12 protein-coding genes are annotated in these 15,316 nt (G+C 75.2%); 5 read left to right on the top strand and 7 right to left on the bottom strand.

Features of this window, described 5'->3' with window-relative positions:
* Positions 1-36: 36 nt before the first annotated feature.
* On the bottom strand, positions 37-3,561 hold the full coding sequence (locus tag MWU57_RS17110; protein ID WP_246910878.1) for a bifunctional proline dehydrogenase/L-glutamate gamma-semialdehyde dehydrogenase: 3,525 nt from the start codon (positions 3,559-3,561) through the stop codon (positions 37-39).
* Positions 3,562-3,671: 110 nt separating this feature from the next.
* On the opposite strand from MWU57_RS17110, the gene MWU57_RS17115 reads away from it, so the two are divergent.
* The 3 genes from MWU57_RS17115 to MWU57_RS17125 all read left to right on the top strand — a co-directional run bounded on the left by MWU57_RS17115 (position 3,672) and on the right by MWU57_RS17125 (position 6,853).
* Positions 3,672-4,466 (top strand): AraC family transcriptional regulator, encoded by a 795-nt coding sequence (locus tag MWU57_RS17115; RefSeq protein WP_246910879.1) that lies wholly within the window; start codon positions 3,672-3,674, stop codon positions 4,464-4,466.
* A gap of 162 nt (positions 4,467-4,628) precedes the next feature.
* A complete protein-coding gene (locus MWU57_RS17120; protein WP_243401004.1) occupies positions 4,629-5,921 on the top strand; it encodes a Glu/Leu/Phe/Val dehydrogenase in 1,293 nt (430 codons plus the stop codon).
* A gap of 29 nt (positions 5,922-5,950) precedes the next feature.
* Entirely contained in the window at positions 5,951-6,853 is a 903-nt protein-coding gene (locus tag MWU57_RS17125; RefSeq protein WP_308221202.1) for a putative protein N(5)-glutamine methyltransferase, read from the top strand.
* Here MWU57_RS17125 and MWU57_RS17130 read toward each other — a convergent pair.
* The 3 genes from MWU57_RS17130 to MWU57_RS17140 form a co-directional block, all read right to left on the bottom strand.
* Positions 6,828-7,658, bottom strand: a complete 831-nt coding sequence (locus MWU57_RS17130) for a tryptophan-rich sensory protein (RefSeq protein ID WP_246910881.1) — start codon at positions 7,656-7,658, stop codon at positions 6,828-6,830. The genes MWU57_RS17125 and MWU57_RS17130 overlap by 26 nt on opposite strands.
* 71 nt (positions 7,659-7,729) lie before the next feature.
* On the bottom strand, positions 7,730-8,494 hold the full coding sequence (gene hemQ, locus MWU57_RS17135) for a hydrogen peroxide-dependent heme synthase (protein ID WP_106267715.1): 765 nt from the start codon (positions 8,492-8,494) through the stop codon (positions 7,730-7,732).
* A 36-nt stretch (positions 8,495-8,530) separates the two neighbouring features.
* Positions 8,531-9,676 carry a ferrochelatase gene (locus MWU57_RS17140; protein ID WP_246910883.1) on the bottom strand — a complete coding sequence of 382 codons (1,146 nt, stop codon included), beginning with the start codon at positions 9,674-9,676 and terminating at the stop codon, positions 8,531-8,533.
* 203 nt (positions 9,677-9,879) lie between these two features.
* Between MWU57_RS17140 and MWU57_RS17145 the strand changes: the two genes are divergently transcribed.
* A complete protein-coding gene (locus MWU57_RS17145) occupies positions 9,880-11,811 on the top strand; it encodes a hypothetical protein (RefSeq protein ID WP_246910885.1) in 1,932 nt (643 codons plus the stop codon).
* Between the two features lie 18 nt (positions 11,812-11,829).
* On the opposite strand, the gene MWU57_RS17150 is transcribed toward MWU57_RS17145, so the two are convergent.
* The 3 genes from MWU57_RS17150 to MWU57_RS17160 are packed head-to-tail and all read right to left on the bottom strand — an operon-like array spanning position 11,830 to position 14,357.
* Positions 11,830-13,035: a glycerate kinase gene (locus MWU57_RS17150; RefSeq protein WP_246910886.1), complete on the bottom strand. Its 1,206-nt coding sequence runs from the start codon at positions 13,033-13,035 to the stop codon at positions 11,830-11,832.
* Positions 13,036-13,057: 22 nt separating this feature from the next.
* On the bottom strand, positions 13,058-13,546 hold the full coding sequence (locus tag MWU57_RS17155) for a MarR family winged helix-turn-helix transcriptional regulator (RefSeq protein WP_246910887.1): 489 nt from the start codon (positions 13,544-13,546) through the stop codon (positions 13,058-13,060).
* A 49-nt stretch (positions 13,547-13,595) separates the two neighbouring features.
* A complete protein-coding gene (locus tag MWU57_RS17160) occupies positions 13,596-14,357 on the bottom strand; it encodes an isoprenyl transferase (RefSeq protein WP_106267707.1) in 762 nt (253 codons plus the stop codon).
* Between the two features lie 217 nt (positions 14,358-14,574).
* On the opposite strand from MWU57_RS17160, the gene MWU57_RS17165 reads away from it, so the two are divergent.
* Positions 14,575-15,306: a hemolysin III family protein gene (locus MWU57_RS17165; protein WP_374108586.1), complete on the top strand. Its 732-nt coding sequence runs from the start codon at positions 14,575-14,577 to the stop codon at positions 15,304-15,306.
* The last annotated feature ends 10 nt before the right edge of the window (positions 15,307-15,316 follow it).

A 15,316-nucleotide genomic window follows, 5' to 3' on the forward strand; every position in this document is an offset into this window, starting at 1 on the left:
GGCGTGTCGTGCACCCACAGCGTGGGGGGGTGGGAGTCAGTCGCGGAGGTGGCCGTACCGGTGCTTCGTGCGGCTGACGGCCTGCTCGCGCAGGAACGTCAGCAGCTCGCGGCGACCGGACGCCAGGACGGGGCCGTCCAGCACGGTCACCTCGCCGAGCCGACCCACCGCCGCCTCGCGCAGCCCGGGGGCCGACCCGATCACCCGGATCCGCCCCGTCACGCGCCCGTCCGCGACGGCCGCGGCGAACTGCGCGTGGGAGACCGGCTCCTCGTGCGGCACGCCCCAGCCCGCGTCGGCCTCGGGGACGACGACGGCGCGCACCCCGGCGCGCCGGGCCCCGGCCAGGACGCGCTGCACCTCGGCCGGCAGCGCGTCGTCCCCGACGCGCACCGTCACCTGGTCGACCGGCCGGTAGCGGAAGGTGTTCTCCTCCACGCTCAGCCCGGTCTTGTCGTGCGGGACGCCGAACTCCTGCTCCCATGCGGCGTCGTCCGAGGCCTCGGCCCAGGTGAGCCAGCCCTGCGGGTCGTTGCCGCGTGAGGGCGGACCGCCGGCCGCGGCCGCCGTGTCGCGCCAGGTGCCGAGCTGCGCCACGTAGTTGGGGCCGCCCGCCTTGGCGCCCGGTCCCACCACGGAGGCCTTCCAGCCGCCGAACGACTGCCGCTGCACGATCGCCCCGGTGATGTGCCGGTTGACGTAGGCGTTGCCGACCTCGACGCGGTCGAGCCAGGTGGCGATCTCGTCGGAGTCGAGCGAGTGGATCCCGCCGGTCAGGCCGAACGACACCTGGTTCTGGATCTCGAGGGCCTCGTCCAGCGTGGCGGCCCGCATGATGCCGAGCACCGGTCCGAACACCTCGGTGAGGTGGAAGAACGAGCCGCGCGTCACGCCGTCGCGCAGGCCGGGCGTCCACAGCCGGTCGGGGTCCAGCCCGGCGGCTGCCGCCTGCTCGTCGAGGCGGCGCGGCGCCACGAGCCACGTCTCGCCCGGCTCCAGGGTGGTGAGCGCCCGCTCGAGCTTGCCGGCGGCCGGCTCGGTGAGCGGACCCATCACGGTCGACAGCGAGGTGGGCAGCCCGACGGCGAGGGACCGCACCGCGTCGACGAGCTGGCGGCGGAACCGCTCTCCGGTCACCGTCGACGGGTCACCGACGGAGCCCACGAGGATGACCAGGGAGGCCGCGGAGCACTTCTGGCCGGCGTGCCCGAAGGCGCTGCGCACGACGTCGGCCACCGCCAGGTCGAGGTCCGCCGACGGCGTCACGACCAGGGCGTTCTTGCCGGACGTCTCGGCGAGCACCGGACGCTCGGGCCGCCACCGCGCGAACAGCTCGGCGGTCTCGATGGACCCGGTCAGCACCACGCGTGCCACGTCGGGGTGGTTGACGAGATGCTTGCCGGCGTCGCCGTCGGGGACCCGCAGGTACTGCACGGCGTCGCGGGCGACGTCGGGGGCGAGGTCGATCTCGGGTGCCACGGCCTCCAGCGCCTCGTGGACGCACTCGACCGCGAGCTCGTAGCAGCGCGGCGTCGGCGGTGCCGGCTTGGCGAGCACCGTCGAGCCGGCGGCGAGCGCCGCCAGCACCCCGCCGATCGGGATCGCGACGGGGAAGTTCCACGGCGGCGTGACGAGCGTGACGCCGTCGGGCGCGAAGTCCGCGCCCTCGACGGTGTCGAGCGCCTCGGCGGCCGCGGCGTAGTAGTTGGCGAAGTCGATGGCCTCGGTGACCTCGGGGTCCGTCTCCGGGACGGTCTTGCCCGCCTCGTGGACGGCTGCGGACACCAGGTCGCCGCGGCGGGCCTCGAGGCGGGTCGCCGCCTCGCGCAGCACGCGCGCGCGACCGGCGGCGGGCACTGCGGACCAGGCCTCGCGGACCTCGACGGCGCGCGCGACGGCGTCGTCGATCACCGTGGTGTCCGTGATCTCGGGGGCCTGGACGGGGACGAACCCGCTGTCCGGCCCGACGATCCGCTGCGCCCACTCCCGGTGCGCCGCCACGGCCGGGTCGGTGTCGATCGCGTTGTGGAACGGCCCGTGCGTGGCGGGCGCGGGCTCGGCGTCGAAGCGCGACCGGCGGCGCGGTGCGACGTCGTCGGCCGTGTAGTCGACGCCGTGCGTCACGGAGGCGCGGAACGCGATCTCCTGCCGGTCCATCGGTGTGCCGGCCACCCCGGGCACGGACGACGGCGGGGCGAACGAGGCGTGCAGGAAGTTCTGCTCGGCGGCGTTCTCCTCGAGGCGGCGCACGAGGTAGGAGATGGCCACGTCGAAGTCCTCGTCGCGGACCACGGGGGTGTAGAGGACCACCTCGCCGTGCTCGTCCGGCGAGCCCTTGCTGATCTCCGCCCGCACCAGCCGGGCCTCGATCGGCGCCATGCCCTGCAGCATCTCGACGTCGAGGCCCTCGCTGACGCCGCGGCCGCGGGCCAGCAGCACGGCGAGCGCCACGTGGAACAGGTTGTGGGACGCGGCGCCGAGGCGCACGGCGGCCGTACGCTCGGGGGTGAGGTGGCGGTCGAGGATGCGCACGTAGTTGGCGTCCACGTCGGGCTTGGTGGGGTACGGCGCGGCGGCCCAGTCGTGCAGCTCCGCCTCGACGTGCTCCATCGCGAGGTTGGCACCCTTGACGAGCCGGACCTTGATCCGCGCGCCGCCGGCCGCCACCCGGCCCTGCGCCCACGCGGTCAGCTCGTCGAGCGCACCCATCGCGTCGGGCAGGTAGGCCTGCAGGACGATCCCGGCCTCGAGGTCGCGGAACTCGTCGCGGTCGAGCACGTCGCGGAAGACGGCGGTGGTGAGGGCGAGGTCCTTGTACTCCTCCATGTCGAGGTTGAGGAACACCCCGTGGTCACGGGCGGCGCGGTACAGGGGCAGCAGCTGGGCGACCACGCGCTCGCGCGAGCCGTCGAGGTCCCAGGTGACGAGCTGGGCCGCGACGGAGGAGACCTTGACCGAGACGTAGTCGACGTCGTCCCGCCGGACCAGGTCGATGGTGCGCTGCAGACGGGCCTGCGCCTCGTCGGCGCCGAGCACGGCCTCGCCGAGCAGGTTCACGTTGAGCGTGTAGCCCTCGTCACGGGTGCGGGCGAGGTGCTTGCCGAGCCCGCGTCCGGCGTCGGCGACGAGGTGTCCGACGAGCTGGCGGAGCCGGACGCGGGCGGCGGGGACGACGACGGCGGGCAGCACCGGGGCGACGGCGGCCCCGACCCGGAACAGGGTCCGGTCGACCGGGGACAGGAAGCTCGCGCTGCCCGCGTCCCGGCCGAGGCGTGCCAGGGCCTTCGCGGCCACCCGGACGTCCTGGGGCCGCGCGACGTCGTCGACGAACCCGACGGCCAGGTCGAGACCGGCCGGGTCGGCGACCAGGTCGCCCAGGCGCTCGGCGGTGGCGCGGGTGCGGCGGTCGGCGCGGGTGGCGCCGCCGCCGGTGCCCTCGGCGGCCGCGATCCACGAGTGGGCGAGGGCCACGGCGTCCTCGACCAGGGCGGCGGCCTCGAGGCGGTCGGGCCGCTCGGCGCCCGGGGTGGTGGCGCCGCGCTCGTTCAGGTGGGTGCTCATCCCCCCAGGATGCTCCTGACGGCCGCTGCTCGTCTTGTACGGATCCCGCCGTGCCACGGCGCTCCTGCGACAAACTTGCCGTGCGGGCCCCGGCCGGGTAGACCGTCACCGTGCCTCCCCCCGAACCGCCGTCCGACGGACCGACCGGCCCCGTGCCACCGTGGCCCGCCGGGGACGCCGTCCTGGCCGCGATGGCACGGACCATGGTCGCCCTGATGGACGAGCTGAGCGACGTGATGTTCTGCGCCAAGGACGTCTCCGGCCGGTACGTGCTCGTCAACCGGACGTTCGTGCACCGCACCAACGAGCGCGCCCGCCGCCAGGTGGTCGGCCGGCGGGCGCGGGACCTGTTCGTCCCCGAGCTGGCGGAGCGCTACGAGGCCCAGGACGCCGAGGTCCTGCGCGGCGGCCGGCCCCTGCGGGGCGAGCTGGAGCTGATCCGGCGACTCGGCGGCACCCCCGGCTGGTACCTGACCTCCAAGCTCCCGGTGCACGACGACGCGGGGCGGCTCGTCGGGATCGTGTCGGTCTCGCGGGACCTGCGCTCGCGCGACGCCGACGACGTCACGATGGACGCGATGGCGCGGCTGCGGGCCGCCGTGGAGCAGCACCTGGACCGCTCCCCCGAGGTCGCGCTGACCGTCCGCGACCTGGCGGCGCTGGCCGGTTGCTCCCCGGCGGTGCTGGACCGGCGGGTCCGGCAGGTGTTCGGGCTGTCGCCCCGCCAGCTCGTGCTGCGCACCCGCGTGGACCGCGCGGCGGACCTGCTGACCGGCGGCGGCACCCCCATCGCCGAGATCGCGGCCGCCACGGGCTTCTACGACCAGGCGGCGTTCACCCGGGCGTTCGCGCGGCTGACCGGGGAGACCCCGGCCTCGTTCCGTCGTCGGGCGCGCCGTGGGTGAGGACCGGCGGCCGGTCCGGGCGCCAGGCGCGGGGAGGCGACGTCGTCGCGCCCCCGCCGGTGGGGATACGGTGTGCCTGCGCTCCCCACGACCGGGGTCGCACCGACCCGCCGGGCCGGACCCGAGCGCCCGGCACGTGCCTTGCAGGAGGTTCTGTTGACGCTGACGTCGACCCCCACGACCCTGGTGGCGGACGCCCCGACCCTGACGGCGGACGCCTCACCCCTGGCGACGGCGCACAGCCAGCTGACGAGGGTCGTCGCCCACCTGGGCTACGACGAGGGCCTCCACCAGATGCTCGCCACCCCCCGCCGCGAGACGCACGTCGCGGTGCCGCTGCGCCGTGACAGCGGCGAGACCGTGCTGTTCCACGGCTTCCGGGTGCAGCACAACGTCTCCCGGGGTCCTGGCAAGGGCGGGCTGCGCTACCACCCGTCGGTGGACATCGACGAGGTGCGTGCGCTGGCCATGTGGATGACGTGGAAGTGCGGGATCGTGGACCTGCCCTACGGCGGCGCGAAGGGCGGGATCGGCATCGACCCGCGAGAGTACTCCGCCGCCGAGCTCGAGCGGGTGACGCGGCGCTACACCTCCGAGATCATGCCCGTGATCGGCCCGGACACCGACATCATGGCGCCGGACATGGGCACCGACGCCCAGACGATGGCGTGGGTGATGGACACCTACTCCGTGAACCGCGGGTTCACCATCCCGGCCGTGGTGACGGGCAAGCCGCTCGCCGTCGGCGGCTCCCTAGGCCGCGGCACGGCCACGAGCGCCGGCATCGTGCACGTCACGGCCGCCGCGCTGAAGGAGGCCGACGTCCCGCTGAGCGAGGTCTCCGTGGCGATCCAGGGCTTCGGCAAGGTGGGCGGCCACGCCGCGACCATCTTCGCCGACCGTGGCGCGCGCGTCGTGGCGGTCAGCGACCAGTACGGCGGCGTGCGGGCCGCCGACGGCCTCGACGTGCCCCGCCTGCAGCAGCACGTGGAGGCCACCGGGTCGGTCGTGGGGTTCGACGACGCCGACCCGATCACGAACGCCGAGCTCCTGGCCCTGGACGTCGACGTGCTGGTCCCGGCGGCGCTCGAGGGCGTGCTCGACGAGTCCACGGCTCCCGCGGTGCGCGCCCGCTGGGTCGTCGAGGGCGCGAACGGCCCGACCACCGCACGGGGTGACCAGATCCTCGCGGACAACGGGGTCATCGTGGTGCCGGACGTCCTCGCGAACGCGGGCGGCGTCGTCGTCTCCTACTTCGAGTGGGTGCAGGCCAACCAGACCTACTGGTGGTCGGAGCAGGAGATCGCCGAGAAGCTGGCGCGTCGCATGTCGTCGGCGTACGCCGACGTCTCGGCGCTCGCCCGCCGCGACGGGATCTCGCTGCGGGACGCCGCCCTGGTCATCGGCGTGCAGCGCACGGCCGAGGCGCACGAGACGCGGGGGCTGTACCCCTGAGCCGCGACGAGGACGCGCTGGTCGCCCGGCTGCGGGCGGCCGGCTGCGTCTTCGCGGAGGACGAGGCCCGGCTCCTGCTCGAGCACGTCGGCCGCACCACCGGAGCCGCGCCCGCAGCGGCGGCAGCACCGGAGACGGCACCGGAGGCAGCACCGGAGGCAGCGGCGGCGGACGAGCTGGCGGTCCTCGTCGCGCGGCGCGTCGCCGGCGAGCCGCTCGAGCACCTGCTGGGCTGGGTGGAGCTCGCCGGGCACCGGTGGTCCGTCGGCCCGGGTGTGTTCGTCCCGCGCCGGCGCACCGAGCTGATGGTCCGCACCGCGCTGCAGGGGACGCCGCGCGCGGCCGAGGTCGTGGTCGACCTGTGCTGCGGCTGCGGCGCCGTCGGCGGCGCGGTGGCGCTGGGTCTGCAGGGCAGGCGGGGGCCGCGCACCCGGCCCGGCCGGCCCGGCCGGCCCGGCCGGCCCGTCGAGCTGCACGCGAGCGACGTCGACGCGGCCGCCGTCACCCACGCCCGGCGCAACCTCGCACCGCTCGGGGGCACCGTGCACCAGGGCGACCTGTTCGACCCGCTCCCCGCCCACCTGCGCGGAGGCGTCGACGTGCTGCTGTGCCACGCGCCGTACGTGCCCACCGCGGCGATCCCCGGGATGCCGCCCGAGGCGCGCGACCACGAGCCGGTCGCCGCGCTCGACGGCGGCACCGACGGGCTCGACGTCCTGCGCCGCGTGGTCGCCGCGGCGCCCGGCTGGCTGCGACCGGGCGGACGGCTGCTGTTCGAGGTGGGCTCCGACCAGGTGGACGGTGCGCTCGCGCTCGTCGCGGCGGCCGCGCTCGTCGGGCACGTCGTCCGCGACGAGGACGACGACGGACCGGGCGGCACCGTGGTCGTGGCGACGGCGGCTGACGCTAGCGCGGCCGGCGGGCCAGCGTGACGACGATCGGGGCCGCCACGGCTGCGACCGCGGTGATCGTGGCGGCCACCGCGACGACGACGTCCGTCAGCGGGCCCTGCGTGCGTGCGACGGCGATCCACGCGAGGCCCCATCCCGCGGCGAGCCCGACGGGGATCGTCACGATGGGCCGCGAGCGGGCGAAGACGGAGATCGCGACGACCACGAGCGCGCCGGCGACGGCGAGGACGGCGCCCCAGACGCTCTCGCCGAGGCCGAGCTCCCCGACCTCGTCGGCGGCGAGGGTCGCGGCGACGTCGGCGATCGTCGCGATGCTGACCCAGCCCAGGTAGAGCCCGATGGTGACGTCGGTGGCGACGGTGTCGAGCGGCCGCCCCGCCGGGATCCGCACGATCCGGACGAGGATCACGCACAGCACGGCGAGCAGCGCGACGATGACGAGCACGCTGCCCCACAGCCAGCCGGCCTGGACGACGCCGATCCAGACGGCGTTGAGCAGCATCGACCCGAGCACCCACCAGCCGAGCGCGCGCATCCGCGGGTCGGCGGCGCGGCCCGGGAGGAGCTGGACGATCGCGAACAGCAGGAGCCCGGCGTAGATGACCGACCAGATCGAGAAGGCCGGCGAGCCGGGGGCGACGACGGTGGCTTCGGCGGAGAGCGCCCCGCCGGCCGCCTCGGAGACCGGCTGGCCGCCGGCCGCGCCGGATCCGACGGCGGCTGCGGCGATCGCCAGGAGCGACCCGAGCAGCACGACGACCTGACGCACCCGGTCGGCGGCGGTGGGCGGGGCTGAGGACGTGATGGCGGCGTTCTCGGTGCTCATGGCTCCAGCATGGCGAACATCAGCCTGCTGAGCATCTGGGCGGGCCCGCACGACGACCCGACGCCGCGGCGTCAGGCGAGGGGCTGCCGGTCCGCCCAGGCACCCAGCTCCACCCGCGGACCGGTGTAGAACGGCACCTCCTCGCGCACGTGGCGTCGCGCCTCGGTGGCACGCAGGTCCCGCATGAGGTCCACGATCCGGTGCAGCTCGTCCGCCTCGAACGCGAGCAGCCACTCGTAGTCGCTCAGGGCGAAGGTGCTCATCGTGTTCGCCCGCACGTCCTGGTACCCGGCGGCCGCGATGCCGTGGTCGCGCAGCATCGTGCGGCGCTCGTCGTCGGGCAGCAGGTACCACTCGTAGGAGCGGACGAACGGGTACACGCACAGGTAGTCCCGCGGCTGCTCCCCCGCGAGGAACGCCGGCACGTGGCCCTTGTTGAACTCGGCGGCGCGGTGCAGCGCCACGACCGACCACTCGGGCACGAGGTGCGCCCCGAGGCCCGAGGCCCGCAACCGCTGGTAGGCGCCCTGCACGGACTCCACGGTGGGGCCGTGCACCCAGACCATGAGGTCGGCGTCGGCACGCAGTCCAGCCACGTCGTACACCCCGCGCACGACGACGCCGCCGTCGGCCCGCTCGGCGTCACGGTCGTCCCGGGGCCGGCCGTCCCACAGCGCGTCCTCGGCCGCGGCGACGAGCTCCTCGCGGACCGCGCCGTCGGCCGGCAGCGGCGCGGCGACGGAGAACACCGAGATCATCGCGTAGCGGACGGTCTCGTTGATGGCCCGCGCGTCGACGGCCTCGCCGGTGTCGCCGTGGATGTGCTGGTCGCTCACGCTGTTCTCCTTCGGTTCGTTCGTCAGGACGGCCGGTCAGCGCGAGACGTCACGCGAGCACAGGGCCGGGACACCGCTCGGTTCCCCGTCGCGGCGCAGGCAGCAGTCGACCTCGCAGACGGAGCGGAAGGCGGGCAGGTCGCCCACGGTGGCCTCCTCGACGTCCTCCCCGCGGGCCAGCGCGGCGCGCTCGAGGAGGAGGTCGACCAGGCCGGCCACGAACGGCTCGCGGGTGCCGACCGTCCCCGCGCGCACGGCGTTCATGCCCAGCTCGGTCGCGGTGGCCATCGCCTCGGTGTCGAGGTCGTAGGCGACCTCCATGTGGTCGGAGACGAACCCGATGGGGGACATCACGACGTCGCGCAGGCCCTCGGCGGCACGCTCGGTCAGCAGGTCGTTGACGTCGGGCTCCAGCCACGGCTGGGTGGGCGGACCGGAGCGTGAGCAGTAGGCCAGCTCCCACTCGACGGCGTGGCCCCGCTGCTCCGCGACGCGCCCGGCGATCACGCCGGCGACGTCGAGGTGCTGCTGGGCGTACGTGGCGCCGGAGATCCGGGACGCCGCCTCCATCGTGTCGGGGATGGAGTGCGTGACGAACACGAGCTTCGCCTCGGCCGGGGCCCCGCCCTGGGCCTCCAGCGCGGCATAGGCGTCCAGCACCGCGTCCACGTTCGCCCGCACGAACCCGGGGTGGTTGAAGTAGGAGCGGATCTTGTCGAACTGCACACCCGTGGAGCCGGCGTCGTCGAGCTGGCCGCGCCGCTCCAGCGTGACGGCGAGGTCCTCGCGGTACTGCCGGCATCCGGAGTACGACGAGTACGCCGAGGTCACGAGCGCGACGGCGCGCTCGGCCCCGAGCCGCTCGAGCTCGTCGACCGCGTCCGCGGTGTACGGCTCCCAGTTGCGGTTGCCCCACACGACGGGGATCTCGATGCCGCGCCGGGCGAGCTCAGCCTCGAGCGCCGCCTTCAGCGCGAGGTTCTGCTCGTTGATGGGGCTCTTGCCGCCGAACCCGTAGTAGTGCTCGCCGACCTCCTCGAGCCGCGCGTCGGGGATCCCCTTGCCGGCCGTCACGTTGCGGAGGAACGGGACGACGTCCTCCGGCTTGTTCGGGCCACCGAAGGAGTACAGCAGCAGGGCGTCGTAGGGGCCGGGATCGGCCGACCGGGGGGTCATCGGCATGACCCTCATCCTCGCACCGGTCGGGCCCGGCGGTGACCCCGGGCACGGACGAACGGACGTGACATTGAACGCACACGGCGTCATCTCCCTGGCCGGCGGTCGCCCGGGGCGCTGGTTCCCGCCGCGCGGCATCGCCATCGGGCCGCAGGTCACGGCCGCGGGTAGGCTCGTGAGCCCGGCCGGACCGTAGCGGAGGAGGCGTCGTGGCCAGCACCCGCACCGCGACCTCCTCCGGCCCCGACCGCACCGCTCCGGCGCGGGTCCCCACCGCTGTGGCGCACGTCCGCACGACGGCGCAGGCGGACGAGCTCGCCGCCCGCCTCCACCACCCCGACCGGAGCTGGCCGGTCGTGGTCGTGTCCACCCCCCGGGACCGCGGCAGCCCCTACGTCGACCCGGCCCGCGTGCTGGACGAGCTGCACGGCCTCGCCGAGGTCGTCGTCATCCACACCGGTGAACCCTCCTGGGCCTTCTCCCACGGCATGCCCCAGGGCACCCAGGTGTACGGCGGGGCGTCGCGGGTCTACCCGGTGGGCGTGGAGTGGGTCCACGACCTGTCACGCTCGCCGCTGTGGTTCGCCTACGACGACGCCGAGGGCACCCGGGTCCACGACCGGCTCGTCCAGGACGCCCTCACGGCGGCGGCCGACGCGGGCCTCACCGGCACCCCCACCGCGGCCACACAGCCGGCGACGACGACGGCCACCGTGCTCGGCGTGGTCGGCACCCGTGCGCTGGTGCAGACCCCCGACGGCACCACCGCGCAGGTCGCCCAGGAGCTGACGCTGCCGATCGTCCCCGTCGACCGGCTCCTGGCGCCGGGCATGCGGGTCCGGGGCACGCTCGACGCCGGCTCGCGGCGCCTCGACGTGCGCGCCATGCTGCCGGACTCCGCCGCACAGCTCGCCCGCGTCCACGACAGCTACCCCGACGGCGCCGTCGTCCCGGCACAGGTGCACCAGGTCACGGCCGACACCGTGCTGCTGGCCCTCACGCCCGCGGTGACGGTGCGGGTCGCCCGCGACCAGGCCACCCGGGGCGACGACGACCTGCGCGACCTCTTCTCCGTCGGCGAGACCGTCGCCGCGCGGATGCTCCCCGGGCACCCCGTCCCCGGGCCCGGGGGCGGCACGTGGCGGCCCGACCTGCGGCTCGACGACGTGGACGATGCCGACGCCACCCTGGCGGCCCTCAGCCTGCTCGACGGCGGCCCACCCTGGCTGCCCGCCCCCTCCCCCGTCGACGACGACGAGACGTCCGGCGCCTCCGCCGGTACACCGCCCGAGGCCACGCGGGCTCCGGGGCCGCCGCCCGCTCCCCGGCCGGTCCCCGGCCCCGGGCGTCGGCCCGCCGTCCCGCCGCCCGGTGCCCGACCGGGGCCGGACGGCCGCACCGAGGCGGGTACGGCGTCGTCGGAAGCCGCCGATCCCCCGACGGGAAGCACCGCCGCGGCACCTGGACCGCCCAAGAAGGCCCTGGTGAACCAGCTCGAGCTGTCCGTCCACGAGCACCGTTCCCGGGCGGACCGTGCCGAACGGGACGCCTCCGAGCTGCGCGCCACCGTCCACGCGCTCGAGCTGGAGGTGATCGGGCTGCGCGACCTCGCGCGGGAGCAGCGCGACCGCCTCGACCGGCTGCACGACGACGTCGAGCGGTACAAGGCCAAGATCCGCAGCGCCCGCAAGGACCGGGCGCGCACCCCGGGGCCCGGCGCCGTGCGGCGGCTGTTCACCGACCCCGAGGCCCAGCTGCGGTTCGACGTCCTGCGGGTCTGGGCCGAGATCATCGGCGCGGACGAGAAGGACCGGTACCCCCTGCCACCCTTCGCCGTCGGGCCGCGGTTCTGCGACTCGCTCGCCGACGTCGGGCGCGGGCTGGAGGACCGGGTGCACCGCGCCGTCGTCCTCGTCCTCACCGGGCGAGCGCCCGACGTGCCGGGGTTCGAGCTGCACCGGCTCCGGCGCGGCGACGGCGGCGGCAGCCCCTACCTGGTGCGCGAGTCCGACGGCGCCCAGGCGATGCGCCTCTCCCTCCAGGCGAGCGCGCCGCAGGCCCGGCGCCTGCACTACTGGGTGCTGCCGGGCGGCGACGTCGAGCTGTCCCGCGTCGTCCTGCACGACGACTCCGCGCCCTGACCGGGGCCCGCCCGCCCCTTACCGCGCGAGCGTGAGGCTCGTGACCGACGCCGCGACCTCGCTGAGCCGCGCGGCCGTCCGTGACATCAGGTCGTCGAGGCCGATCGGCCCGGGGGCGATCGAGAACGCCGCGGCGATCCCCGCCGCACGGGCCTGCTCGGCCGGGAGCAGCACCTGGCCGGCCACCACCACGACCGGGGGTCGGGCCGCGGACGCCGCGGCGAGGCGCGCGACGCCGTCGGCCACCTTGCCCCGCACCGACTGGGAGTCGAACGACCCCTCCCCGGTGATCACCAGCGCGGCGTCCTCGAGCGCCGCCGGCAGGCCGACGGCCTCGGCGACGAGCGACGCCCCCGGCTCGAGCTCCGCGCCGAGCAGCGCTACGAGCGCCGCGGGGACACCTCCGGCGGCACCGGCTCCCGGCAGCTCGTGGACGCGGACGCCGGTCTCGCGCTCGAGGAGGTCCGCCCACCGTGCCAGCGCCGCGTCGAGGAAGGCCACGTCGCCCGGTCCGGCGCCCTTCTGCGGGGCGAAGACGGCGGCCGACCCCAGCTCGCCGACGAGCGGGTTGGTCACGTCGACCGCCAGGCGCCACCGCACCGCACGGGCGCGCGGGTGCAGGCCCGACAGGTCGAGGGAGGCCACCTGCGCCAGGCCCTCGCCGCCGTCGGGGACGGGATCGCCGCCCGCGTCGAGCAGCCGGGCACCCAGGCCGGCCAGGACGCCCGCGCCGCCGTCCGTCGAGGCGGAGCCTCCCAGGCAGACCAGCACCTCCTCGACGCCGGCGTCGAGCACGGCCGCCGCGAGCTCGCCGGTGCCGCGCGTGCCGGCGTGGAGCGGCTGGAGCGGGACGTCGCCGACGGCCGGCAGGCCGCTCGCCTCGGCCAGCTCGACGACGCCGGTGCGGCCGTCGGGCGAGACCGCGCACCGTGCGGTCCGCGGGCGGCCCACGGCATCGACCGTCTCGACGTGCCGGACGGGGGTCGACCACGTGGTGAGCAGGGCGTCGAGGGTGCCTTCCCCGCCGTCGGCCATGGCCAGGCTCGTCACCCGGGCCCCGGGACAGGCGGCGAGGACACCGGCTCGCAGCGCCGCGGCGACGTCGGTGGCGCCGAGGCTGCCCTTGAAGGAGTCGGGCACGACCACGACGTGGGGCGCGTCGGGCGTGTCGGTGCGGGTCACGGCGTGCTGGGCGGCGGGCTCGGCAGTCGTCGGCGAGGTCACGGGGCGAGGATAACCGGCGCGATCAATCCTGCGGGGTCCAGTCCGCGATGCCGGCCTGGGCACCGCGCAGCTTGTCGAGCAGGCGCGTCAGCTCCGCCTGCTCGTCGATGCCCAGGGCGCCGCCGACGTACTGCTCCATCGCCCGGACGTGCCGCCGTCCGACGGCTCGCTGCACCCGGCGTCCGGTCTCGGTCAGCGCGACGAGGGTGCCGCGGGCGTCGTCGTCCGGGACGGAGCGCAGCACCAGCTCACGGTCCTCGAGCCGTTCGACGAGCCGGGAGAGCGACGACTGCGCCATGAGGACGCTCTCGTTGAGGTCGCGCAGCCGCATCGTGCAGCTCGCCGCCCGGGACAGGGTGAACAGCACGTCGTACTCGCGCATGGACACCTCGCTCCACACGGAGTCGGCCTGGAACCGGCGCATGAGGGTGACCTGGGTGCGGAACAGCGCCTCCCAGGTCCGCGCGGCGTCACGTGCCGAGCCGGACAAGGTGGTGTCGGGTGTCGTCATGGGTTCTCCTGTCCCGGCGTCGTCGCCGCGAGCGTCCGGCCGTCGTGGCCTATCGTCCCAGCCGGCGCTCGCGCCGGGAGAAGTCGCGCAGCGCCCGCAGGAAGTCCACGCGCCGGAAGTCCGGCCAGTAGGCCTCGACGAACGACAGCTCGGAGTGGGCGCTCTGCCACATGAGGAAGCCGCCCACCCGGAGCTCGCCGGAGGTCCGGATCACCAGCTCGGGGTCCGGCTGACCCTTGGTGTACAGGTGGGCCGCGATGTCCTCGACGTCCAGGCGCTCGGCCAGCTCGGCCAGCGTGGTCCCGTTGGCCTCCTCGGCGCGCAGGTAGGACCGCACCGCGTCGGCGATCTCGTGGCGGCCCCCGTAGCCGACGGCGACGTTGACGTGCAGACCGACGACGTCGGCCGTCTCGGTCGCGGCGGCGCGCAGGGCGCTCGCGAGGCGCTCCGGCAGCAGGTCGAGGCGTCCCATGACGCGCAGGCGCCAGCGTCCCGAGCCGGCGAGGTCACGGACGGCGTCCTCGATGATGTCGAGCAGGTTGGCGAGCTCACCCTTGGGGCGCGCGAGGTTGTCCGTGGAGAGCATCCAGAGGGTCACGACCTCGATGCCCAGCTCCTCGGCCCAGCCGAGGAACTCGGTGATCTTGTCGGCGCCCCGACGGTGCCCCGTGGCCGCCGTCTCGCCGAAGGACTTCGCCCAGCGCCGGTTGCCGTCGAGGATGACCCCGACATGGCGTGGCATCTGCTCGCGGTCCAGGGACCCGGCGAGCCGACGCTCGTACAGGCTGTACAGCGGGTGGGGCAGGCGCACGCTGGTCCTTCGCGGGGGTGGGGGCGGACGAATCGGGACAACGGTACCGCTCCGGGCCGTCCGCACGGGACGTCCGGCGGGCTGGGCGAGCAGGCCCCGCGATCCCGTCGCACGATCTTCACAGGACCCCGGCGAGCGGAGTGTCGGACGACGCCTACGCTGGCGTAACCTACGGAACCGTAGGTTGATCGGTCGAACAGCAGCAAGGAGACATCCAGTGGCAGGAGGAGCCGAGCGTCGTGGTCGGGTCGACGCCTCGGAGCACGGCGAGACGATCGCCGCCGCGAAGGGCGTGGCACAGGACGCGAAGGACGCCGTGCGGCGTCTCAAGCCCAGGCTGCGCGGGTGGATCCACGCGGCCACGACCCCCCTCGCGCTGGCTGCGAGCATCGTCCTCGTCGTGCTCGCCGAACCGGTCGCCGGGAAGGTCGCCGCGGCGGTCTTCGGGCTCAGCGCCTTCATGCTCTTCGCCACCAGCGCCGTCTACCACACCGGCACCTGGTCGCCGCGCGTCGAGGCGGCCCTGCGTCGCCTGGACCACGCGAACATCTTCATCATCATCGCCGGCACCTACACACCGCTGGCCGTCATGCTGCTGGACCCGCGCTCCGCGACGATCCTGCTCACCGTCGTGTGGATCGGCGCCGCCGCCGGCGTGCTCACCCGGCTCCTGTGGATGGGTGCGCCACGGTGGCTCTACGTGCCCATCTACCTGGCGCTCGGGTGGGTGGCCGTCGGCTACCTGGGCCAGTTCGGTGCCACCGGCGGCCCCGCGGTGGTCTGGCTCGTGGCCGGAGGTGGGCTCGCCTACACCCTCGGCGCCGTCGTGTACGGCACCAAGTTCCCCGACCCCTCGCCCCGCTGGTTCGGCTTCCACGAGATCTTCCACGCGCTGACCGTGGTCGGGTTCACCTGCCACACCGTGGCGATCTACCTCGCCGCCGTGTGACGCCGGGCGT

Origin of the sequence: Isoptericola sp. S6320L (genome assembly GCF_023015685.1) — a bacterium.
Taxonomy (GTDB): domain Bacteria; phylum Actinomycetota; class Actinomycetes; order Actinomycetales; family Cellulomonadaceae; genus Isoptericola; species Isoptericola halotolerans_A.

Bases quoted from the DNA above. Each gene is read 5' to 3' on its own strand.
- MWU57_RS17110 (WP_246910878.1), bottom strand. From the start codon at position 3,561: ATGAGCACCCACCTGAACGAGCGCGGCGCCACCACCCCGGGCGCCGAG.
- MWU57_RS17130 (WP_246910881.1), bottom strand. From the start codon at position 7,658: ATGAGCACCGAGAACGCCGCCATCACGTCCTCAGCCCCGCCCACCGCC.
- MWU57_RS17140 (WP_246910883.1), bottom strand. From the start codon at position 9,676: ATGCCGATGACCCCCCGGTCGGCCGATCCCGGCCCCTACGACGCCCTG.
- MWU57_RS17155 (WP_246910887.1), bottom strand. From the start codon at position 13,546: ATGACGACACCCGACACCACCTTGTCCGGCTCGGCACGTGACGCCGCG.